Source organism: Mucilaginibacter straminoryzae (assembly GCF_022953055.1).
Classification (GTDB): Bacteria; Bacteroidota; Bacteroidia; order Sphingobacteriales; family Sphingobacteriaceae; genus Mucilaginibacter; species Mucilaginibacter straminoryzae.
On the sequence record NZ_JALJEJ010000004.1, the window covers coordinates 364,464 to 387,752 of the forward strand.

Genomic DNA, 23,289 nt, shown 5'->3' on the forward strand with positions numbered 1-23,289 from the left:
CAATGGCTACAGAAGTAAAGTGTCCGAGTTGCGGCCATGGCTTCCCTATAGAGGAAGTGATGACCGAAGAGTATAAGAAAGAACTTCGTGTGAAGATGGAGGCCTTTAAGCGGCAAAAGGAAGATGAGTTCCGTAAAAAGGAAGACGAATTCAGCGCCCGCCAGCAAGAACAACAGTTGCGTTTTCAGCAGCAGTTAGCCGAAGAAAAAAAACAGTTGCAACAAAGCATGGAAGAAACATTGCGCAAAACCATCGCGGCCGACTTTGAGAACCAATTGCAACTGTTACAAACCAACGCCCGCGATGCAGAAGAGAAACTAAAGCAAAGTCGCCAGAAAGAATTAGAGTTTCTGCAAAAAGAGCAAGCCCTGGTACAAAAAGAGCAGGAACTGCAACTGGAAATACAACGAAAACTGCAGGAGCAGCGTAACGAACTGGCCGAACAGATCCGCAAGCAGGAAAGCGAGCGCTTTAATCTGAAAGAATCTGAGCACCAGATGCGCCTGAAAGAACTGGAACTACAGTTAGACCAGCAAAAGAAACTGGCCGAAGAAATGAAACGTCGTGCCGAGCAGGGGTCGATGCAGTTACAGGGCGAAGCGCAGGAGATTATTTTGGAAGAATTGCTACGCATGCACTTCCCGTTCGACCTAGTTGGCGAAGTGGGCAAAGGGGTACGTGGTGCGGATTGTATCCAAACCGTTCGGAACCAGTTTGGCCAGGAATGCGGGCGGATTATCTACGAAAGCAAACGCACTAAAGAATTCTCTAACGAATGGATAGAGAAATTGAAAAAAGATATGCGCAGCACCGGCGCCGATATTGCTGTAATTGTTACGCAGTGCTACCCTAAAGATATGGATTGCTTTGGCGAACGCGATGGGGTGTGGATCTGCTCTTTCGACGAGGTAAAACCTGTTGCCTACATCCTGCGCGATATGGTATTGAAACTTTCGGCCGTAATGCGCTCGCAGGAAAATAAGGGAGATAAAATGCACCTGTTGTATGATTTCCTGACCAGTAACGAATTTTCGGAACAATGGAAAGCCATCCGTGAAGGGTTTATGAGCATGCGCATGTCTATCCTAAAGGAACGCGAAGCCATGGAAAAGCTTTGGAAAACCCGGGAAAAGCAACTGGAAAAAGTTTTGTTGAGCGCAGCTCATATTAAAGGTTCTATAGAAGGTATTGCGGGCAGCGATAACATCCAGCTAAGCCTCACCGATGATGAAGACCTGGTGATGCTGGATTAATTTTTCGTTGGAAATCATGAACGTCATTGCGAGGAACGAAGCAATCTTTTAAGTGATAAGCTTTATTTGGGGTTGCTTCTCCGCCGTTGGCGTATCGCAATGACGAAAACTTGTTCTTAAAGGCAAATACACCCATACTATCAACCACTTCGCACCATGCAGGTGTTGTCACCTGCATGTATATCATACCCCGTCATTCTAGTTGGTTGCTGGTGACAATACCAACAACGGCGAAGAGCCGGGAATAAGGAATTAATTTCGCAAAGAATATTCTTCAGCCTGACTAAGCGAAGAAGATCCCTCGTTACACTCGGGATGACATTTTAAATAGCTCTCTCGCACCGTGCAGGTGTTGTCACCTGCATGGTATCCCCTTTAAACTTTAAACTTGGAAAGTTTAATGCGCTGGTCAATGTAGTGAAAAGCCATTAGCAATACGGCACTTAAAAGCCCGTACCATTTGTAGCGGTCAAAAAGTTGCAGCGTTGATGATCCGTCTTGTGATTTAGTGAACACCAGGGCAACTAAACCGGCAATTGCCATAAAAGCAACTACCGCTACAAAACCGATCAGGTAGTTTTTTAAACTCAACTGCAAATCCTGCTTTAACTCTAAGCGCGCCGCTACCCGCGACGATAAACCCATCCTTAACCCTTCGTTAGGTTCCTTTTTCAGTTCGTTAAACAACTGACTGTAAACCATCAGATCTTCGTGGTCATCCATTGGCTGGTTCAAACCCTCCTCAAGCATCTTTTGCAGTTCCTCGTCTGTTAGCTTGTTCATTGTTCGTTGTATTTTAAATAAACCTGTAACCGTTCTTTCAGCAACTTACGCGCCCTGAATAAATAATTCTTTACTGTCCCCTCCGGCATACCCGTAATATTCTCAATCTCCTGGTACGAGAATTCATTCAAATGATATAAAGTTAATAATACCCGGTATTGTTCTGGCATTTTGCCGATCAGGTAATTCACGTAAGCCGCCGTATTCTTTTTGATTAGCAGCTCCTCGGGGTCTTCGGTTGTAAAATGATACTTATCCGGATCGTCCGGGTAATCGCGTTGTTGATATTTTTTATTCTGTCTGACAAAGTTGATTGCAGTAAGGTAAGCAATGCGCGCAATCCAGGTAGATAATTTAGATTCCTGCTTAAACGTGTGCAGATTTTTATGCACCTTAATAAACACCTCCTGGCAAATATCTTCACGATCTTGCTCTTCACGAACCAAGCGGCTGATCACAAAGAAAACAAGCTTTTCGTATTGGTTTACCAATAGCTTAAAAGCTTGCAAATTCCCTTTTAAAATACTTGCAATTACCGCTTGTTCGTCAAACATTGGCCATTAGACAGTAGGGCATTAATTAATGTTGCAAAATAATTTATTTAAAATTTTTGCAACCTTTAACATGCTGTTGCTGACTACTGCAGCAAATTAATCATTTAAAACATGGAAAAATCATTAGTAGCTATCGCCTGTTTCGCCAGCGTAGTAGTAGTTATCATCGCGATATTAAATTTCATCTTACGCTTAAGGATCTTAAGCTCAGGCCATAAGGATGAAGAGTATGTTAAACTGTTAAGGAGTGCGTTTGATTTTAAGTCGAGCGCGTTAAAATGGGGATTACTTTTTCTGTTCGGTGGTATCGGCCTTTTTATCGTAGGTTATGTACCTTACTATCCTGCACCGTTCCCCTTTGCAGTTGAATCTGTTTGCATCGCCTTTGCCTTTCTGCTTTACTACTTCATTACTGTTAAACAGCGGCAATAATCCCCGTGCCGCTGTAGGTTAACCTACAATTTATTTCAATCACTCAAATTTTTCACGCATTTCTGATGCCCTGGCATCGCTTTGCCTCAACTTTTCAATCACATTATCATGAAACTTTTTCTCATCACCTTTATCTATAGCTGCATTTCAATCATATGTTTTGCACAACACCCGGGTACTGTTACCATTAAAGGCATGGTGCGCGATAGCGCTACGCACAAGCCTGTCGATTATGCCAGCATCAGCCTGATCGCACAAAATAACAATCCGGTTAAAGCAACTTACACCCTGGCGAATGGCGCTTTTAAACTAACTGCCCCAAGCCAGGCATCGTACAACTTAACCATCTCTTTCATTGGCTTCCGTAAAAAAACAATCGATATAAATGCCGCTGAGCATGATCAGGACTTAGGCATGATAGACCTGGTGCCTGATCAAAAACAACTGAAAGAGGTAAACGTAAAATCTTACCGTCCACTGGTGAAACAAGAGGCGGACCGCATCAGTTATGATCTACAGGCAGACCCGGAAAGTAAAGCCAGCACCGTGCTGGACATGCTGCGGAAAGTTCCTTACATCACCGTGGACGCAGACCAGCAGATAAAGCTGAAAGGCAACAGCGATTATAAGATCTATATTAATAACAAACCTTCGGGCATGATTTCGAACAATCCTGTGGCGGTGCTTAAAAGCATGCCTGCCTCAACCATACAGCGGATTGAAGTGATCACCAATCCATCTTCTAAATACGATGCAGAAGGGGTTTCAGGTATCATCAACATCATTACTGTTAAGAAACGCTTTGACGGTTACAACGGAAGCATTAATATTAATGAAAGCTTCCCTGCCGGGGGACCAGGCGCTGGCGGCTCGTTAAACGTAAAAGCCGGTAAACTTGGCATATCCTTATACACTGGCGGAGGATTAAGCAATACGCCAGAGGTAGCCAATAGCTATAACCGCAACGCTACCGGAGCAATCAAAAGCAACCTGAACCAGAACGGAACGTTAGCCAATAATAGCCGCAACGGGTATTTAGGTACGGAGTTGAGCTACGAAGCCGATAGCTTGAATTTAATATCCCTTCAGTTTAATACTTCGGGTAACCATAATCACACAAAAGATAACCGCATCTCTGCACTTTACCAGGACGCCGGTTTAACCCAAGGATACCATCTGTTTAATGATGGGATACAAACCGGCAGCGGGGCAGACATTTCGCTTAATTATCAGTTAGGGTCGAAGAAAGATAAGAACCGGTTACTGACCTTATCAGCTCAGTACTCTAATTACAACAACAGCCAGAACAACGCTATTGGGTTCGATAACCGTTTCCAGTTTACGAATCCTGATTATCGGCAGTACAACAAGGGAACTACTAAAGAAAAAACATTACAGGCTGATTATATTTATCCCTTAAAAAAGCTAACGATAGAAGCTGGCGCTAAAGCAATTTTCAGGGATAATTCCAGTGATTTTACGACAGATACGCTCCAGGCACAAAGTGGCAATTACGTGCGCAACAATGCGCTGAATGATAGTTATAGTAACAAACAAACGATAACTGCCCTGTACAACACCTATCGGTATTCATCTAAATCATTAAACGTGAGTGGCGGACTTCGCCTTGAACACACCAATACGGATATTGATTTTACTTCAACAGCCACTACCATCCACCAGAATTATTTTAACCTGGTCCCGAACGTTTCTTTTAACAAAGATTTCAAAACCAGCAGTGTTAATTTTGGCTATTCGATGCGGATTAACAGGCCGGGCATAAACAGGCTGAATCCTTTTGTCGACAGGTCTAACCCCAATGTGGAGTCGAGCGGCAACCCCGACTTGAAAGCTTCCTCTATCAACAGCATCAATATTGGATATAATACCCAAACCAAGCTGGCCGTAACCGCCGGTATGAATTACATATTTGTAAATAACCTGGCCTTGCAGGTTTGGACGTTTGACCCTACTACCAATATCACTAAGATAACTTATGAAAATTTGGGTAAAGGCGGTGGTGTTACCGGAAACCTGAACCTCAGATACCCGGTAAGCGACCACATCAGAACTTCATTTAACGGCAATGCCAGTTACGTAAGTTTGCAGGGCACCAGTAACGGGCAGTTTATCAAAAACGCAAGATTATCATTAGATTTTTATGGTTCGGTTGCTTACAAAATAAAAGATGACTTTCAGCCATATGTAAACCTGCAATACAGTGGCCCTAATCAAACCTCGTTACAGGGACACACCAACCGTTTATTCAGCGTGAGCGTTGGCACCAGTAAAGACCTGATAAAAAACAAACTGTCATTATCGGCTTATGTAAATAATCCTTTCACTAAGATGCGCAACAAGCAGACGTTTACCGAAGGACCCGGTTTTACCGAAACAACTACCCGCGAGGAATATTTCCGGAGTGTGCGCGTTAGCCTGAATTATAACTTCGGAAAGCTAAAAGATCGGATACGTAAAACTGAAAAAGGTATTAAAAATGATGACCTGGACAATTAATATAATTATTGACAAATACGAGGCGCTGTCAGCCTGAGCTTGTCGAAGGCACTCAACCTTTGGCATAGAATGACATAATTTATTTCAAAACGATGACAGGAAACAGCCTGAACTATTCCTTTCATCTGGAGCAAAGCGAGGGATCTGCCCATAACTTAAGTACAGATTCTTCACTACGTTCAGAATGACAATTTGCGTGCATGTGCCATAACTTTCCTCCATGCCGGTGTTTTTCACCGGCATGGCTGTTTGAAAATCATCAACCGCGAATCAACCTACAAAGGGACTTCGTAAATAAAGTAAGGCTTTTCATAACCCAGCTTTGTCAAAATAGGCTTAGCCACATTGAAAACTTTTATCCCGCTGCCGTTGATACTGCCTTCTAATGTTCCGGCGTGTGCGTGCCCGTGAAAACAAACATTGGCTCCTTTACGCAACATCGGTTCAGCAAGGCGTGATGATCCTAAAAACGGAAATATCGCTTCCGGCTCGCCCACTACCGTTGCCTTTACCGGTGCGTAATGCAGAACCGCTACTTTAAACTGCACCATTGGGTCGGCTTCCAGTTTCACCAGGGCTCTTTCCAGGTGCAAGGCTTCATTGACCGCTTCCTGAACGAAAGCTTTCATAGCGTCTTCGCCAAACATGGTTAGCATGTGAGTATCAAAACCACCGCCGAAACCTTTAATACCTGCAAATCCTAAGTTGCCTATCGTTATCGCCTCGCCATCCAACACATGAACATTCTGGTTCTGTATTGCCTGGCGGATCAGCTTGTGCCGTCCTTTCTCATAATCATGGTTACCCAGCACGCAAACCACGGGGATCGTGCAATTGCGCAGCTCATCAGAAAGCACCTGAGCTTCGTCTTCGTCGCCGGTATCGGTCAGATCACCGCAGATCAGCAGCACATCGGCGTTTGCAGAAATATCCCTGAAATAATCTGCGTACTTCCCTTTATCATTTTCCCTTACATGGATATCCCCTACTGCGGCAATCTTAAAAATCTTCTTCTCCTCCATAGCTAAACAGTCACAATGGTATACGATTTATAGTCCCACTCCTTCACATCTACGGCATACTGCGTCTGATCGATCAACGGCCCGCGGCATACCTTCACTACGGGTGGCGGCAAATCATACTGTTCCTGTGCACGTTTAATCAACTCGTCAAATACCCATTTAGGAATGATGTCCCGATAGTCTGCCGGATACACAAACTGAAATTGTATTACCTGGCTTAGCAGCAGGTGCCAGTGTTCTTCCAGCTTATCAAAAAGGCGTTCCCAGTTTAAGTCTTTCCCGCTTTTTAACAGGATGTGGTTCATATCCGCACCATCGTAACGTTCGCGGTTCTGTACGTAGATCTTGCTCCAGAAAAGTTCTTCCACCGGCATAATCCTCACATCGCAACCGAACAAGGTACTGCATACCGAGTACTCGAACCAGCTATCATCAACACGCACAACGTTATTTACATTACCGAAGATCAGATCGATAAAATAGTCGCCATAGAATATCTTGGCCAACCAGCGCACATCGGTATATTCTGTCTTGTAACCCTGGTCGGCAAAGTACTTCAATATTTTCGGTGCATCAGTGTGTTTGCAATAAACGTCCAAGTCTTTCGTATCGCGAAACAGTCCGGTATAGTGAAAAACGGCAAAGGCTCCTCCCAATAAATAGTCGGCGCCACACTCGTTAAGTGCACTTAGTGCCCTGCTAAAAAATGCGTGTGCTTCTTTATCGTCATTTATGGTCATAATAGGTAGAATTAATGCTACAAATGTTTGTTAGCAAAGTTCCTCATACAACTTTATTAAGCCGCTTTGTGTTTTTATTTGGCGGCAATATGTTATAAGCCGTATTTTTTCTTCGCGGATTGTAACATCCGGAATCAAGCAAAGTTTAAATAGGAAAAAGCAAAATGATGATGAGAAACGACGAAATAGACTACCGCATTTTTGGCGAAGAAATGCAGTATGTAGAAATAGAACTCGACCCGGGGGAAACGGCCGTGGCCGAATCCGGTGCTTTTATGATGATGGACGAAGGCGTACAGATGCAGACGATCTTCGGCGATGGCAGCAACCAACAGGGCGGCGGCGGCATTATGGGCAAAATCTTCAGTGCAGGCAAGCGCTTACTGGTTGGCGAAAGCCTGTTCATGACGGCATTTACCCACATAGGTGGTGTAGGCAAACGCAGGGTTAGCTTCGCTTCGCCTTATCCTGGTAAAATTATCCCGATAGACCTTGCACAAATGGGCAACGCCGTAATTTGCCAAAAAGATGCTTTCCTGGCAGCGGCAAAAGGTGTGGCGATCAACATCGAATTCCAGCGCAAGCTGGGCACCGGCTTATTTGGTGGCGAGGGATTTATTATGGAGCGCTTAGAAGGTGATGGCATGGCCTTCCTGCACGCCGGTGGTCACGTTTTTGAGCGTGTGTTGCAACCTGGTGAACAGATTAAAATTGACACCGGGTGTTTAGTTGCCTATACTCGTGGTGTCGACTTCGATATACAGTTTATCGGTGGTATCCGTAACAAACTGTTCGGCGGCGAAGGTTTCTTCTTCGCTACACTAAGAGGCCCTGGCCGGGTATGGATACAAACCTTGCCGGTTAGCCGGTTGGCCAGCCGTATTTTAGGCTATGCAACAGGCCCACGGCGCGAAGAAGGCAGCATTTTAGGTGGTTTAGGCAATTTATTAGACGGCGACGGCTTTTAAATTTTATGGCTTTTAGGCACAACTGTATGTGCTTAGTTTTCAGCCATTCCCTTGCTAATCTTAGCTGATTTTTAAACCTTGGCCTTAAAATTGTGTTTATGAATAATAACAATCAGTAATTATTTAATTCACATACCTTATGAAAAAGATACTCGTTTGTATTTGCCTTATACTTGGAATAGTTGTAGCAAATCTGAATGGATACGCACAGGAAAAGAAAAAAATGAGCTCACAGGCTAAAGGCGCCATTATTGGTGGTGCCGGTGGTGCAATCGCCGGCGGCCTGATCGGCCACGGTGTTAAAGGCGCGCTGATCGGTGGTGCTATAGGTGCCGGTGGTGGTTATATCATTGGTAACGAACACCGCCGTAACGTAGAAAAAAGAAGAGCAGCTTATCGCCGCGGTTACCGCAAAGGTTACTATACACGCGCTGCTTATCACAAAACCACCGTTAAGAAAAATTATTAATTTTAATAGATCGTATAACTGCAAGCCCCTGAGATGATCAGGGGCTTCTTTATTTTATAACCTTATGGATGCAACCATTAATTTGCAGCATACAGACCTGCTTTCTGATGAACGTTATCAGCTAAAAAAATATAGCTATCAACTTATTGATGGTGATCAGTCAACCAACAAAGTAACCGAGCTTTATATACGTCCCGATGCTGTAGCCGTTTTACCTTACGACGAAGAAAGACAAACGTTTTTACTAACCCGTCAATTCAGGTTGGTGGCTTGCCTCAATGGTACATCTTCGGGGTATGTGATAGAGGCTTGTGCCGGTTTAATAGACGATAACCAACAACCAGAATAAACGGTAAAAAGAGAAGCTCTGGAAGAATTGGGGTACCAATTGGACAGTTTGGAAAAAATAGCCTCAGGATATACTTCTGTCGGCGCCATAACAGAACAGGTACATTTCTTTATTGCCCCCTATTCGCAACAACATAGAATTTCTAAAGGCGGCGGGCTGGAAGAGGAAGGGGAAGCGGTGGAGACATAGAAATAAGCGTTACCGATGCGTTGAAGAAGCTTCAAAACGGCGAATTCAATGATGTAAAGACAATTTTAATGCTTCATCACTATTTTTTGAGAAGAACTTAACGAAATGCTTTTAAATTGTTTATCTTGTGCTAATGGCATTTCATGACATTTGGCTGACTATTTGATACGATAGGGTAAACTCTGCAAATTAGGATGAAGAAACTTTTCACCTGCTTTTCTTTACTGCTATTGCCTTTTATGCTTTTCGCACAAAAGCATAATCCATTTGGCATTAACAGCGAAGAAGACACCGTAGGCAAAAAAGATTTGGTAGACCTGATTAAATCGCGGTTTAATTTTAGTTCTAAATCTGCCACCGATATGAAGGAGTCTAATAAAGAGGTTTATTTCTCCTTTCTGCCTGGTAGTTCTTCTATTCCCGGTGGGGGCCGCGCGCTGATTACCACCACAACCGCATCTTTTTATGCCGGCGACCGGACCGAAACGAATATTTCAAGCGTTACCTTTGCACCTTACTGGAATTTTAAAGGAAGATTCGGCTTGCCGCTGCGCTCTGAGCTATGGCTAAGCCATAACGATTGGGTACTGCAAGGCGATACCCGTTTCCTGGAATATCCCCAATACACCTGGGGTGTGAATGCCAACCCTACCGACGACCGTAAACTAATGGTCGACTATAAGTATGTGCGTTTCTACCAAAGCCTGCTGAGAAGGGTAACCGATTATTTCTTTGCAGGTGTAGGTTACAACCTGGATTATCATGCCGCTATCAGTACAGATGAAGTAGGATTAAAGCAGTTCTCCGGTTATAACTTCGGCACAGGAAAAGCATCTACCCTATCTGCTGGTATTACCTTTAACCTGCTTTACGATACCCGAAATAACGCGCTCAACCCGCTGCCCGGTTGTTATTCTAATCTGGTGTATCGCTATAATTCGCCCACTTTTGGCAGCAACACCCAATGGCAATCGCTTTATGCAGATGTACGGAAATATATTCCTTTGTCTAAAACAGGCGGCAAAAATATGTTAGCCTTGTGGAGCTACTACTGGACTACCTTAAACAAAGGCGTTCCTTATCTGGATCTTCCAAGTATTGGCTGGGACTTTTATAACCGATCTGGCCGCGGTATAGAGCAAAATAAGTATCGTGGCGAAAGCCTTGCATATCTGGAAGCTGAATATCGCCGCGACATCACCCGAAATGGCTTAGTAGGATTTGTGTTGTTTGCAAACGCCACCTCCGTAAGCGAGCCAAACAACCACTTGCTAAAATATCTTCACCCTGCCGGGGGCGGTGGTTTGCGTTTAAAGTTCTGCAAGCAGTCCAACACCAACATCGCTATTGACTATGCGGTAAGTAAAGGTAACTCTACAGTGATTATCGGCCTGGGCGAAGCATTCTGATTGATTTTTTGTACAAACAGACATACAACTGTACTAAAAAAATGTACAACGTACAGTTACACACCCGACCTATGCCCTTTCGTTTGCTCTCCATCCTTCAAAATTTCGTCAAAAACACCTATTTTAAATTTATTTTAACTTTTTTAATCGAAAGGAAAAATGGGCACAGGGTTTGTTATATATCAAACACAATGAGGGGATGTGAGTGAGTGCAGAGAGTAGGGCCACGCGAAAGTGTGGCCTTTCTTATTTTCAACCTTTCCGAAGTGGTTAATGAATGCAGCTATATCATATGCTTCACCCGGAAGATTTATAATATACGTCACATTTGAAAAGATTATTACCGTGTTTTAACGGTAAACATGTGAGATTTCCACAATATTTAATATTAAACATTTACATTATCTTTGCTGCGCTATTGATTACTGTCTGAACTTTTATTTCAGAGCCGATACAGAACTATTTCTTTTATACTTCCGTGAAGGTAGCAGATGGTCTCAATGGATAACACGACATTTGAGATGCCGAAAAAGATTTTGATTGTAGATGATAACCAGGATATCCTGGAGATTGTTCAGGAAACGCTAACCTATGAACAATTTGAGGTGATGGCAACATCAAATGGAGCTGACGTTATTGCGCTGGCGGAAGAGTTCAACCCCGACCTGGTGATCCTTGATTACCGTTTAGGTAATATTACAGGTGGCGAAATATGCCGTAACCTGAAGAATATGCCCCGCTTTGAAAACCTGCCAGTAATTATATTTACTGCGTACGTAAACAAAAGCGAGGAACTGTTTGCCTATGGCTGCGACGACACCATAGACAAACCTTTTGACCTTTCAGAGCTGATCTACAAAGTAAACAACCTGGTTAACGCGCAGTAACCGCTTTATACCTGTTGTTTCCGATACCGGTAGCAGAGATATAATCTTTGTTCACTTTGCCATTAGGGTATCGGCAGCTTTCGGCCAGTGCCATCAGTAAACTTTTAGCCTCATTACGGTTGAGCGCCGCTTTGCGGAGTTGTTCCATGGTTTCCCTTTTCTTACTTGCGTAAGCGAGCAGTTCGTCATACCCCGCAGGGCGTGCAAAGCTGATCATGCAACTTTCGCTTTCCATTTTCTTGTAGGGCCAGAACAGGTAACCAATTTCATTTTTATCCAGCATCTTCGCAGAAGCCTGCAGCATCTCGTTACGCCCTTCGCTTATCTCGCCGCAAATTAAAGGAACATTATACCGGTTGCTGAAATCGAGGTAATCTTTTAAAACAGATTGGTCTGCTTCGGTCCATGACTTGTGGAAGCTGTAAACACTTTTGGCATCAAACGGCTTACCAAATATCCTGAAGTTACTTCCCCACTGCGCACCCTGCATAATTACAATATGATTTTTATCCGTCTTTCTAATGGCAGCTACTATCTCGCGGTATAAGGGCTCTATCCGGGTATTCAGGCTGGCGATATCGAAATAATGCGCAACAGGTTCGTTCAGCAAATCATAACCCAAAACGGCAGGTTCATTCCTATAATGTGCGGCAATCCTTGCCCATATCTCCACTGCCTTCTGCCGGGCAGCAACACTGGTAAAGAGATCCGGATAACCATAACTGTCGTCAATATCGTCGCCGGTCTGTCCACCGGGGGCGGCATGCATATCCAGAATAACCAACAACTTTTCTTCGCGGCACCAGCCAATCAGCCGGTCAAGTAACGCAAAACCCCTGTTAGGATCATTCGCACCTAAATAGGTTTCTGAAGTGAATAAACGATAGTTGAAAGGTACACGCACCACGTTACAACCCGCCATTTTAATAAAGCGGATATCTAACTGGCTGACGAAATTATTGAGGTAGCTATTCCAGAAAGTGCGCACATCATCAGGTCCGGCCAGTTCATTCACTAATTCTTCTATCTGCCGGGCAGAACTTACTTCTTTCATTTTAAGCATATAGCCCTCCGGTGCAAGCCATCCTCCTAAATTAACCCCCCTGATCTGTAACGGGCGATTATCAGTCGTGTATAGTTGCTTTCCCTTAACGGTTACAAACTTTTTTGGCTGGGCGGTGGCAAATAGTGCAGCCAGCGTAAACCCAATGGCTAAGGCGGCCAGTTTTCTCATGATAATAAACTTAAGATGATTGTAATCACCCAGATAACAAATTTCTGCGCTTAGTGTTTAAACTGCCCCGGTGATTGGTACGAAACTTGCTTATTTATAATCACTTAGCTTTCAGGCATAATTTATAATTAAAACACATTTAAAATGAGACGGATTTTAGCCATTGACGATGACGAGGACATCCTGGAAGTGATACAATTGATACTGGAAGATTCAGGGTACGAAGTCGAAACCTTGTCAGACTACCGGTTGATGTTCGATAAAATTAAAGAGCATACACCCGACCTGATCCTGATGGATATAATGCTCGGCCCTGCCGACGGACGCGAACTTTGCCGCTATATTAAGTTAGGTAAAGATACGCACGAAATACCTGTTATTATGATCTCTGCAAGCCACGAGCTTAACGACGTTTTACGACAGGAATGCGCCCCGGACGACTTTATATCCAAACCGTTTGATATACACGTATTACTCCGCAAAATACAAAAACAGCTGGCTGCTTAGCCGGCTGTTTTTATAAGCTCCTCTTCTATATATTTATTCCACTTTTCCTGCGCCATGCCATCTGCTCCGTGCCGGGTTTCGTTATCGTACTTCTGCTGTAACAGGTAGGCCTCGTGCAGGGTTTCCAGGTACTCTACGTTAATAGTCCCATCGTAATTCATAACCGGTAATGGCGCTGCAAGCAACTTTTTCTTGAAGCGTTCGCTGATGATCTTCTCTAAATCAAAATGCCGCTGCTCGTGGTTCAGGTTGTAGCTATCCTGGTAACCTGGTTTTACAGAACAGGTACTTTTGGGCACAAAGGTTTTTACTGCTATCTGCACATAGATGATGCCTTTTTCTATCCACGTTTTTTCGGTGTAACCTATTCCGGGCATCACCTGCGCCGAATAGTTCCCCGGTCTTAGTTTATCCTGAAAATCATCCCATTTTAATGGCCGAAGCTTGTCGTAGTAAATCGTGTCATTCTCCACCTTGTCTTTATAATCGGTGAACAGCAGTTTTACCCGTTTTGCTAATAGTGGGTTGGTGTCGGCCTGGGTGGTTAGCCAGTTATTAAAATAAACAATGGCATTTTCAAGTACATTTCTTAGTACAGGCTCCGCAGCATCGGGTTGCGAAAACTTCCGGGTATAATGCGAACTACCCTTATAATCCACCAGCTTTACAGACAGATCATCGCCGGTTTTTAAATGGAAGGATAACACCAAATCAACCTTACCATCTACACCACTACCACTGATCGGTATTTCATTCACATTCAGTGCCGATACTTTTATGATCACCGGGTGCAGATCCTTTCCAAAAGGGGCATTCTGTTTAAGGTAGCCTTCCAATACTTGAATTCCACCATCCAGATCGGCAGGAACGGGAGCAGGAGATTTCTGCAAAGCATCCGGCGAAAACGGCACAAGCTGACCTATTGTCTTCTTATCCTTACGGTTGTCGGCAAAGCCAGCCAAATAAAAGCCGGTAGCTTTTGTACGCATTGGTATATTACGAAGCAGCAAATGTTGCACGGGTTTATCCGTCGATTTAAAGGCTATTGTCAGTACAACAAATGGCAATAAAAGCAACAGGCAAAGCGCTCTACCCCTTGTGTTTGTAAAAATTGTCTTCATGTTTATAATAGCCAAACGATGTCTAATTGTGCCTTATTACTAATTTAAGTCATTTTGACAAATAGCAGATTTTTTATCTCGACCTATACCATCATTTTCATACCTTCGTTATTAGAAAAATTCAGCCGCTTGCGGACAAATACCTTTAGAAATGCATTTTATAGCTGTACGCAGCTTTGTTATTAAGTCATGATGATTAAACCCAAGCACCTTGCTTTGCTGGCGCCCCTATGTTTTTCGCTGAGCGCGCGGTCGCAGCAAAATCCTTCATTCCAGATTTACAAAACTTACCATACCGCAACCGAGCTGCTCGACAAAGGCGAGTATGTGGCTGCGGCAGAACAGTTCAGGCAGGTAGAACATACCGGTTATAAGACCACTAAGCAGTCCCGGTTCGAATCTGAATTGACCCTGCTGAAAGAAAACGCGCAGTATTACGAAGCGTTTTGCGCATTGGAGTTAGGTAATGACGATGCAGAAAGCATGCTGCAGCGCTTCATAAAAGAGCATCCCGAAAATCCTTTAACCAAACTGGCTTACTTCCAGATCGGCCGTGCTTACTTTAAACGCGCCAATTATGCTGACGCGTTGCGCTGGTTCGATAAAGTAAAAGCCGGTGACCTTAACGGACGCGAGAACACTGAATACAAATTCCGGAAGGGTTATGCCTATTTCGCTACCGGCGATATGAAAAACGCACAGCAGTTGTTTGGTGATGTGCGTAACACGCGCTCGCCGTATACCGAAGATGCGACTTACTACTTTGCCTACATCGCTTACCTGAACAAGGATTACCATATTGCGCTGGTTAACTTCGAGAAGCTAAAAAACTCTAAAAAATACGAGAACAGCTACCCATATTACATCTCTGCCGTTTACTTTTTAGATAAACGTTATGATGATGTTTTAAGCTACGCGATTCCCATTCTGAACAGCACTCATCAGCAGAACGAAACAGAAATGCTGCGTATAGTAGCCGCTTCTTATTTCGCGAAGGCGGATTATCCTAACGCGGAAAAATATTATAGCCGCTTCCAGAACCAGGATATGCGCAAAACGCAGAACACGCAGGACAGCTACCAGATGGGTTACGCTTTGTATAAAACAGGCAATTACCAACGTGCAGCTGTAGAACTGGAGAAACTGGTTGACGGTAACGACGTATATAGCCAGAATGGTAATTACACCCTCGGCGATGTATTCCTGAAACTGGGCAACAAGCAAAGTGCACGTAATGCCTACTTCGTAGCGTCTAAATTAAACTTCGACCGCCAGTTACAGGAAGACGCTTTGTACCAGTATGCCAAGCTTTCTTACGAATTGGATTTCAATACCCAGGCCTTAGAAGCTACCCGATTGTATCTGCGCAATTATCCGCGCAGCCGCCGGTTGGATGAGGTGAAGATCTTATTGGGCGAAGAACTATTGAACTCGCGCAACTACCGCGAGGCTGTAGAGATCCTTGAACCCATTGCCAATACTTCGGCTTCGGCTAAAACGGCTTACCAGAAAGTGACTTACTATCGCGGGTTGGAGTTTATCAACGAACGGGCATTCGAGAATGCTATCGGTATTTTTATCCGTTCGCTGAAATATCCGATGGACGATAAAGTGACCGCCCTTACCACTTACTGGCAGGCAGAAGCCATGTACGAGGTGCGGAAATATGCCGAGTCTGTCCAAAAGTTCAAGGACTTTATGGAGATGCCAGCCGCTAAAGAAACCGATGTATATAACTATGCCAACTATGCTTTAGCTTACGCTGCATTCGGCGACGAAAACTATAAGACAGCAGCAAATTACTTTGAGCGCTTTTTAAGCGGCGAAGAAAAAGACCGCAATACCATCAACGATGCCGTTACCCGTTTGGGCGACTGTTACTTTGTATTAAAAAGCTATCCGCAGGCGCTTAATTATTACAACCGTATTATTACCCAACAAAGCCCGGGACAGGATTATGCGCTGTTTCAACGCGGCATGATCCAGGGTTTGCAGGGGCAATTGGATACCAAGATCGCCACGCTGAATGATGTGATCAGCAAATACCCGAACTCAGATTTTGCTGACGATGCGGTTTTCGAAATCGCTTACACCTACTTCCTGAAAAACAATGGCGACGAGGCAAAAACACGCCTGCAAGCCATGATCAGCAAGTACCCGCATAGCAGTTATGTGCCACGTGCGCTGGTGACTATCGGCTTGGTAGATTATAATGCCAACCGGGACGACGATGCCGTTGCATCCTTCAAACAGGTGATCCAGCAATACCCGCAGACTGATGAAGCAAAACAATCCCTGAAACAGATCGAGAAGATCTATACCGATAAGGGTGATGCGCAAACCTTCATCAACTACGCCACCACTACCCCAATCGGAAATTATACTACCGCGCAGCAGGAAGAAATCATGTCTACTGCGGCTAATAACCTTTACTTGAAAGGCGACTGGCAGGGAACGGTATCGGCAGTAAACGCTTACTATGATAAGTTCCCGAAACCGATCTACGAGAAACAAATGCGTTTTATCCGCGCGCAGAGTTTGGTTAACCTGAACCGTGGTGACGAAGCCGTGCAAGATTATAACGTGATCCTGAACGACTGGACCAGTGCATACACCGAGAAGTCGCTGATCAGCATGGCGAACTATTACCTGAAACAGAAGAAATATAACGAAGCGGTAGTGTTCCTGAAACGCTTGGAGACCAACTCGGAATATAAAGCTGATTACACCTACGCCATCAATAACCTGTTGCTGTCCTATTCAGAAATGGAATCGGCAGATGATGTGCTGAAATATGTAAAGCTGGTTCGCGAGAATGAGAAATCATCGGCTGAAGACAAATTCCGTACAGGTCTGTTTGCAGGTAAAGCCTATTTACTGAATGCAGATACAACAGCAGCTTTAAAAGAGTTAAACTATACCATTAACAATACCAAAACGGTTGCCGCTGCAGAAGCGAAGTACACCATCGCTTCTGTTGAATATGACCGCGGGCAATACAAGGCTTCGCAGAAAACATGTTTCGACCTGATCAACAAAATGCCGAACTACGATTACTGGTTAGCCAAAACCTTCATTTTGCTGGCCGATAATTACGTGGCGTTGAAAGATAACTTCCAGGCGAAAGCTACCCTGCAAAGCGTAATTCAGAATTATAAAGGTGACGACGATGTGTTACCTGCCGCACGCGAACGTTTGCAAAAATTAGCACCGCCTATCCCGGACGGAAAAGCAAATACCGTGAATACAGACAGTACTGCTACGCAGCAAGAGAAAAAACAGGATTAACACAGGCATTAGAACATCGAAATGAAATTCAACTATATATTCAGCGTGCTTGCTTTAGGCTCAGTAGTTTATCTTTCTCCTGCTGATGCACAAACTACTAAGCAACAGCCCAAGAAAACTACTACCACTGCAAAGAAACAGGCGACAGTTAAACCTGCTGCCGTTAAACAGGCAGCAAAGCCAAAAACTACCGCTCAGAAACTGGGCGACTTAGCGGCTAAATCTGCCGCAAAGGATACCACAAAAAAAGGCGGTGCCAACACCCCTGCCAATCCGAATAATACTTCTACCCTTTCAGAAGAGGTAGTGGTTACTACCAACTACAAACCGGTGCTGGCAGATGCGGTAAAGATCCGCCGCAACCCCGACCTGGAAGATAAAACACCATTCAAGGCGCCGTTAACATACAATCTTTTAGATAAGCGCTTAGAGCAGAACACCAACATCAAGCAGTTGGAAGCCATGAAGCTGCCAGCCGAGCGCGATTCCATGCTATACAACAATTATGTGAAGCTGGGTGTGGGTAACCTGAAATCGACCTTCGGCGAAGGCTATTTCAGCAATGGCCGTGATAATGCCTTACAAGTGGGCGCCTGGGTAAAACACTTTGGCCAGTCTGGCAGCGATGCTTACAAACAAAATCAAAGCAGCCAGGAAGTTGGTGTATTTGGCAAAGCTATCGGTACAGATAATACCCTGAGCGGACGCATCAGTTATAACCGCAGAAACAATTATTTCTATGGTTACGCGCCGTTCACCACCACGCCTGTTCCCGATCTTAATCCGGCTAAACAACATTTCAATACGTTAAGCGCCGAAGGCGAACTAGCTAAAAACTACCGCGACACCGACCGTGTTTTCGATTATGCGCTTAAAGCAAAAGGTTACCTTTTCAGCAACGCGTTTAAAGCGCGCGAAAATAACGTACTGCTTACCGGTTTCATCAATCAAACTATTCGTCAATTCTATGCTGGCTTAAGCGGAACGGTAGACCTTACTTCGCAAAAAGATGTAAACTATAGTTTAAACAACAGCCTGGTTCGGTTGAACCCTTACCTGAAGTTTCAGGGTGATAATTATAAGATTGACGCAGGTGTAAACTTCGTGTCCGAATTCGGCATGAAATCGCGCTTATCTTTATTCCCTGCGGCAAAACTCGAATTATCCCTGATCCCGAAATATATCCGCTTCTTTGCAGAGGTTAAGGGCGATGTCAATAAAACCTCTATCCGCAGCCTTACAGAAGACAACCCTTTCCTTGACCAGAATATCGCGATAAAGAACAGTGTGGATAAGCTGGATATTGCCGCAGGTTTAAAAGGAACCCTCGCACCTGGATTAGGGTTCAAAGCAGCCATTTACAGCAATAAGGTAAAAGATATGCCTTTGTTTGTAAGCAATTTCGATGCGCAGAACAACAACCGTTTCCTGGTATTGTATGATAATGGCACCGCTACCATCAATGGGTTCCGCGGCGAACTGGACTTTAAAGCATCAGAAACGTTTGACCTGTTTGGTAAGGTAGACTTCCGCGATTACAAAATGAACTCGCAACTGGAAGCCTGGAACATGCCGGACTTTAACCTGACTGCCGGAACGATTATTAATATCACTGATAAGCTTCGCCTGAATGGTTCGCTGTTGATCCGCGGACAGGCAAAAGATCTGCCGTATAACCAAAGTTCTGTACTTTCATTAAACGATCAGCGCAACGCTACACCTTACATTGTAAAGTCATTTGCCGATGTAAGTGCAGGCGCATCATACCAGATCAACAGGCAGTTTTCGGTATTTATTCAGGCTAATAACCTGCTAAATACTAATTATAGGCAATGGATGTTCTATCGTAACTACGGATTTAATATCTTTGGCGGTCTGGCTGTAGGGTTTTAAGCTTACAGTTTAACCACTTAGTAAAGAGGATGGATTTAGCGAATTATGCAAGTGAACTGATTAAGCAGCACGGCGCACTTATTGTGCCGGGGCTTGGCTATTTTGCTCACGTACGCAGGAGCGCTTATTATGATGCCGAAACAGGCACCATCTATCCTCCTTATTTTGAAATTACGTTTGATCCGTTCCGTCGTGATGTTAATGATACCACGATGGCTGCGTACATTACAGAGCGTAAAAATATTTCACTGGCATCTGCCAGCTATTTTTTAGATAAGTACATCAGCAAAATTAAGCTGCAGGCCGAAACAGAAGAGGTGGCTTTTGCAGACTTAGGCTACTTTTATTTAGATGCGCAGGCGAAGCTCGCTTTCCGTCCGTCGCAGATAGAAATGCGGCAGAACGCGTCTTTGTTCGGCTATCAGCCTGTACAATTACAAAAAATAAAAGACCTGGGGCTGCCTGTAAAACCGCGCCCTGCTGTCGAGCCAATTTCTATCCCGCTGGAAGAAGAGCCTGTAGCAGAAGAGGCAACCGCGGAAACACTCAGCGAGCAGGATGATACATATCAGCCAACTGAAACGTCGGAACCTGCAATACAACATCCAACCGAAAAGGCTAAACGGGAAACTATTGACGAGCAGGGCCCGGTACTGGTTACCAATGTAAAAGAAACTGTAGAAACGGAAAGTTGGGAAGAAAGCAGCTATCCGGCAGATGAAACTACCGTTGACGAGAACGACGAAGGCAGCTATACCAGCAGCAACATGCGCTTCTGGGTTATCCTGAGCCTTGTAGTTATTTTAGCAACGGGCGGACTGATCTGGTATTATAAATATCGTTTTGGTATAGCCGCATTCAATAAAAAAACGGCACAACCGGCAACAACGGTGCCCAAGCCTGCAACTACCCCGGCAGCAACAACAGCTAAATTTGACACCGCAACACGACCGGCAGATACGGCTAACGCACTCAACAAAGCACCCGTAAAATCAGATAGCCTACAAGCTAACCCGGCGACAGCTACGAATGCAAATACGGCAGATCAAAACATGGCAGCTACTCCCGCAGTGGCGCCCGAAGCGCAGCCTGTAACCTCTGCCGCACCTTATCCGCCTGTTAAAGACCTGCCTAAAGGAAGCTGGCTTGTATTGGGTGGCCATTTCAAGAATTACGATAACGCGGTAAAGACGCTTGAGAAATACCGTAACTACGGCTATAAGCAGGCCAGGCTGATCGATTCAGTAAAACATACCGAATACTACATTTACCAGATTGTATTCGGCTACAGGAAAACCCGCCACGAGGCGGTTGTTGCGGTCAATGAAATATTGAACGAGCATAAGATTAAACCCGAATTGATATACGTACTACAATATAAACAGAAACAGAAATGATGCTTTTAGTGCAGATTGCAGATACCGCTAAGCAGGTGGCAGATACAGTGAATCGCGCGGCGGCGCAAACAGCTGCTTTACCCCAACAGGACGATCTTCGCTTTGGCGACCTGTTAGTAAAGGGTGGCTGGGTGATGATCCCCATCGGTATTCTGGCAGTACTGGGATTGGTGATATTTTTTGAACGTTACTTTACCATTCGCAAGGCTGGTAAAAACGAATCTAACCTGATGGTTCAGGTTCGAGAAAATATTTTAAACGGCAGGCTGGAATCGGCTGTTGCCATTTGCAAAAACAGCAATACCCCGCTTGGCCGTATGCTGCAAAAAGGTTTGTTACGCATTGGCCGCCCGATAAAAGAAATTGAAGGCGCTATTGAAAACGTTGGTAAACTGGAAGTAGCCAAACTTGAAAAGAATATCGGTATTATCGGCATCGTAGCAGGTATCGCCCCTATGTTCGGGTTCCTGGGTACCATTGCCGGTGTAATCAAGATCTTCTATGATATTTCTAAAACAGATAATATCAGCATGGGGGTAATCTCGGGCGGTTTGTACGTAAAGATGGTAACCTCTGCAGCCGGTTTGTTTGTAGGTATTGTGGCCTATGTTTGCTACCACATCCTGAACATGATGGTGGATAAAGTGATCCTGAAACTGGAGACCGATGCCATTGAATTTATTGACCTGTTAGAAGAGCCAAGCAAATGAACCTGAGAAAAAGAAACAGTCGTGCGTCGGCAGAGGTGCATACCTCGGCTATGAATGATATCATGTTCTTTTTGCTGCTGTTCTTCCTGATCGCTTCTACCGTAACCAACCCCAACGTGATTAAGCTGATGCTGCCGAAGTCATCCTCCGGGCAGTCGGTTTCAAAAAAAACCATAACGGTATCGGTTACCAAGGATCTGCGTTATTACGTAGATAAGAAAGAAGTAAAAGAGACAGATCTGCCTGCAACGCTTGGAAGCTATAAAAACCTGGCAACAGATTTGACCATCGTATTGTATGTAGACCGTTCGGTAGCTATCCAGAATGTAGTACAGGTAATGGATACCGCGCAGAAATTGAACATTAAATTAGTACTGGCTACAGAGCCTAAATAAACCATCAGGATGGATTATCGTAAAGAGGAAAATAACTATCCCAAAGCATTTGCTGCAACAGGTATTATCCTGGCAGTGGTAATTGCTTTAAGTTATTTCATCGTCTTTAAAATGCCGCCCAAAGAAGAGCAGGGCACCGGGGGTATCCTGGTAAATTACGGTACGGTAGACGAAGGTATGGGCAACGATTATACCAGTATGGAAGAACCGTCTGTAGCCGAAAAAGCTAACCATGTACGACCTGATAAGGTAACCAAAGCGCCACCGACGGAGCAACCTACCCCGGACGACAACAACAGCAAACAGGTAGTTACCCAGGACAATGAAGATGCACCTGCGGTAGCCAGCAGCAAGAAGCCGACAGAAAATGTAAAGGCGCAGCAGGAAGTAACCAAAACTACCGCCAAACCCACCGTTAACCAGAATGCGCTGTATAAAGGCGCTACGAATAACGGCACAGGCGCTGGGGATGGCACCGGTGATAAACCGGGCAACCAGGGTAAACCTACTGGGACTACGCTGACCAATAACTATAATGGCACGGGCTCTGGCAATGGTGGTAATCTGAATATGGGTCAGCGTAACTTTATCAGTCGCCCGCAGCCCAGCATCAGTAAAACTGTAACCGGCACAGTAGTGATCGATATTATTGCAGATAAAGAGGGCAACATTACCTATGCGGCGGTGGGTCGTGGTACTACCGTATCAGACCCGGATGTGATCCAAAGCTGTATCGATGCCGCAAAACGTGTTCGTGTAAATGCTTCAGACACCGCCCCGGACCAGCAACGCGGAACAATCGTCTATAAGCTTAAAGCGCAGTAGATTCACCCTGATGTACAAAAAATCTTAGTCATTGCTGGTGTAGCGTGGCAATCTGCCTTGCATTGACACTATTATGAGATCGCCACACTCCTTCGTCGTTCGCGATGACAAGGAGGTTTATGTAAAATAGTTGTCATTGCGAGCGAAGCGTGGCAATCTGCCTTGCAGACGCTCTTATTATAATCTCCGCATTCATACGTCATTGCGCGGAGCACATCAGTGCGACAAAGCAATCTCCTCAATCAAATTAGGATTGCTTCGTCCCTCGCAATGACGCCTCGAGATTTTTACAACAGCTTGTTACTTCAATCTCCCCTAAGCGAGGAGAAATTTTCTGCTTTAGAAGA

22 protein-coding genes are annotated in these 23,289 nt (G+C 44.6%); 16 read left to right on the plus strand and 6 right to left on the minus strand.

What is annotated here, in order from left to right; all coding sequences use genetic code 11:
• The first annotated feature begins 2 nt into the window (after window positions 1-2).
• On the plus strand, window positions 3-1,253 hold the full coding sequence (locus tag MUY27_RS11165) for a DUF2130 domain-containing protein (protein WP_245130102.1): 1,251 nt from the start codon (window positions 3-5) through the stop codon (window positions 1,251-1,253).
• Between the two features lie 375 nt (window positions 1,254-1,628).
• Here MUY27_RS11165 and MUY27_RS11170 read toward each other — a convergent pair whose 3' ends face one another.
• Together MUY27_RS11170 and MUY27_RS11175 are read right to left on the minus strand one after the other, a co-directional pair.
• Window positions 1,629-2,036: a hypothetical protein gene (locus tag MUY27_RS11170; RefSeq protein ID WP_245130103.1), complete on the minus strand. Its 408-nt coding sequence runs from the start codon at window positions 2,034-2,036 to the stop codon at window positions 1,629-1,631.
• Window positions 2,033-2,590, minus strand: a complete 558-nt coding sequence (locus tag MUY27_RS11175; RefSeq protein WP_245130104.1) for an RNA polymerase sigma factor — start codon at window positions 2,588-2,590, stop codon at window positions 2,033-2,035. Before MUY27_RS11175 ends, MUY27_RS11170 begins: the two co-directional genes overlap by 4 nt.
• Window positions 2,591-2,701: 111 nt before the next feature.
• On the opposite strand from MUY27_RS11175, the gene MUY27_RS11180 reads away from it, so the two are divergent.
• Entirely contained in the window at window positions 2,702-3,022 is a 321-nt protein-coding gene (locus MUY27_RS11180; protein WP_245130105.1) for a hypothetical protein, read from the plus strand.
• 108 nt (window positions 3,023-3,130) lie between these two features.
• Window positions 3,131-5,539 carry a TonB-dependent receptor gene (locus MUY27_RS11185; protein ID WP_245130106.1) on the plus strand — a complete coding sequence of 803 codons (2,409 nt, stop codon included), beginning with the start codon at window positions 3,131-3,133 and terminating at the stop codon, window positions 5,537-5,539.
• Window positions 5,540-5,814: 275 nt separating this feature from the next.
• Here the strand turns inward: MUY27_RS11185 and MUY27_RS11190 are convergent, their stop codons facing one another.
• A complete protein-coding gene (locus tag MUY27_RS11190) occupies window positions 5,815-6,561 on the minus strand; it encodes a metallophosphoesterase family protein (RefSeq protein ID WP_245130107.1) in 747 nt (248 codons plus the stop codon).
• Between the two features lie 2 nt (window positions 6,562-6,563).
• Window positions 6,564-7,301: a nucleotidyltransferase gene (locus MUY27_RS11195; RefSeq protein ID WP_245130108.1), complete on the minus strand. Its 738-nt coding sequence runs from the start codon at window positions 7,299-7,301 to the stop codon at window positions 6,564-6,566.
• A 164-nt stretch (window positions 7,302-7,465) separates the two neighbouring features.
• On the opposite strand from MUY27_RS11195, the gene MUY27_RS11200 reads away from it, so the two are divergent.
• The 6 genes from MUY27_RS11200 (at window position 7,466) to MUY27_RS11225 (ending at window position 11,572) form a co-directional block, all read left to right on the plus strand.
• The gene (locus tag MUY27_RS11200) at window positions 7,466-8,269 is read left to right on the plus strand and encodes a TIGR00266 family protein (protein WP_245130109.1); all 804 of its coding nucleotides are present in this window, start codon (window positions 7,466-7,468) and stop codon (window positions 8,267-8,269) included.
• Between the two features lie 139 nt (window positions 8,270-8,408).
• Window positions 8,409-8,738 carry a YMGG-like glycine zipper-containing protein gene (locus MUY27_RS11205; RefSeq protein WP_245130110.1) on the plus strand — a complete coding sequence of 110 codons (330 nt, stop codon included), beginning with the start codon at window positions 8,409-8,411 and terminating at the stop codon, window positions 8,736-8,738.
• 64 nt (window positions 8,739-8,802) lie between these two features.
• Complete coding sequence (locus MUY27_RS11210) at window positions 8,803-9,087, plus strand: NUDIX hydrolase (protein ID WP_245130111.1); 285 nt, start codon at window positions 8,803-8,805, stop codon at window positions 9,085-9,087.
• Window positions 9,088-9,135: 48 nt separating this feature from the next.
• On the plus strand, window positions 9,136-9,276 hold the full coding sequence (locus tag MUY27_RS11215) for an NUDIX hydrolase (RefSeq protein ID WP_245130112.1): 141 nt from the start codon (window positions 9,136-9,138) through the stop codon (window positions 9,274-9,276).
• Window positions 9,277-9,470: 194 nt separating this feature from the next.
• Entirely contained in the window at window positions 9,471-10,685 is a 1,215-nt protein-coding gene (locus MUY27_RS11220; RefSeq protein ID WP_245130113.1) for a BamA/TamA family outer membrane protein, read from the plus strand.
• 521 nt (window positions 10,686-11,206) lie between these two features.
• Window positions 11,207-11,572, plus strand: coding sequence for a response regulator (locus MUY27_RS11225; protein ID WP_245130114.1), 366 nt, complete (start codon window positions 11,207-11,209; stop codon window positions 11,570-11,572).
• On the opposite strand, the gene MUY27_RS11230 is transcribed toward MUY27_RS11225, so the two are convergent.
• Entirely contained in the window at window positions 11,559-12,806 is a 1,248-nt protein-coding gene (locus MUY27_RS11230; protein WP_245130115.1) for a glycoside hydrolase family 5 protein, read from the minus strand. The two genes, MUY27_RS11225 and MUY27_RS11230, sit on opposite strands and share 14 nt — an antisense overlap.
• Before the next feature lie 144 nt (window positions 12,807-12,950).
• On the opposite strand from MUY27_RS11230, the gene MUY27_RS11235 reads away from it, so the two are divergent.
• Window positions 12,951-13,313, plus strand: a complete 363-nt coding sequence (locus MUY27_RS11235; protein ID WP_245130116.1) for a response regulator transcription factor — start codon at window positions 12,951-12,953, stop codon at window positions 13,311-13,313.
• On the opposite strand, the gene MUY27_RS11240 is transcribed toward MUY27_RS11235, so the two are convergent.
• Complete coding sequence (locus tag MUY27_RS11240; RefSeq protein WP_245130117.1) at window positions 13,310-14,302, minus strand: hypothetical protein; 993 nt, start codon at window positions 14,300-14,302, stop codon at window positions 13,310-13,312. The two genes, MUY27_RS11235 and MUY27_RS11240, sit on opposite strands and share 4 nt — an antisense overlap.
• A gap of 321 nt (window positions 14,303-14,623) precedes the next feature.
• Between MUY27_RS11240 and MUY27_RS11245 the strand changes: the two genes are divergently transcribed.
• The 6 genes from MUY27_RS11245 to MUY27_RS11270 are packed head-to-tail and all read left to right on the plus strand — an operon-like array spanning window position 14,624 to window position 22,942.
• A complete protein-coding gene (locus MUY27_RS11245; protein WP_245130118.1) occupies window positions 14,624-17,722 on the plus strand; it encodes a tetratricopeptide repeat protein in 3,099 nt (1,032 codons plus the stop codon).
• Between the two features lie 21 nt (window positions 17,723-17,743).
• Window positions 17,744-19,615, plus strand: a complete 1,872-nt coding sequence (locus tag MUY27_RS11250; RefSeq protein WP_245130119.1) for a TonB-dependent receptor — start codon at window positions 17,744-17,746, stop codon at window positions 19,613-19,615.
• Window positions 19,616-19,644: 29 nt separating this feature from the next.
• Complete coding sequence (locus MUY27_RS11255; protein WP_245130120.1) at window positions 19,645-21,012, plus strand: HU domain-containing protein; 1,368 nt, start codon at window positions 19,645-19,647, stop codon at window positions 21,010-21,012.
• Entirely contained in the window at window positions 21,009-21,722 is a 714-nt protein-coding gene (locus MUY27_RS11260; RefSeq protein ID WP_245130121.1) for a MotA/TolQ/ExbB proton channel family protein, read from the plus strand. Before MUY27_RS11255 ends, MUY27_RS11260 begins: the two co-directional genes overlap by 4 nt.
• Entirely contained in the window at window positions 21,719-22,117 is a 399-nt protein-coding gene (locus MUY27_RS11265) for an ExbD/TolR family protein (RefSeq protein WP_245130122.1), read from the plus strand. The genes MUY27_RS11260 and MUY27_RS11265 overlap by 4 nt, the downstream gene beginning before the upstream one ends.
• A 9-nt stretch (window positions 22,118-22,126) precedes the next feature.
• Window positions 22,127-22,942 carry an energy transducer TonB gene (locus MUY27_RS11270; protein ID WP_245130123.1) on the plus strand — a complete coding sequence of 272 codons (816 nt, stop codon included), beginning with the start codon at window positions 22,127-22,129 and terminating at the stop codon, window positions 22,940-22,942.
• Window positions 22,943-23,289: the final 347 nt, after the last annotated feature.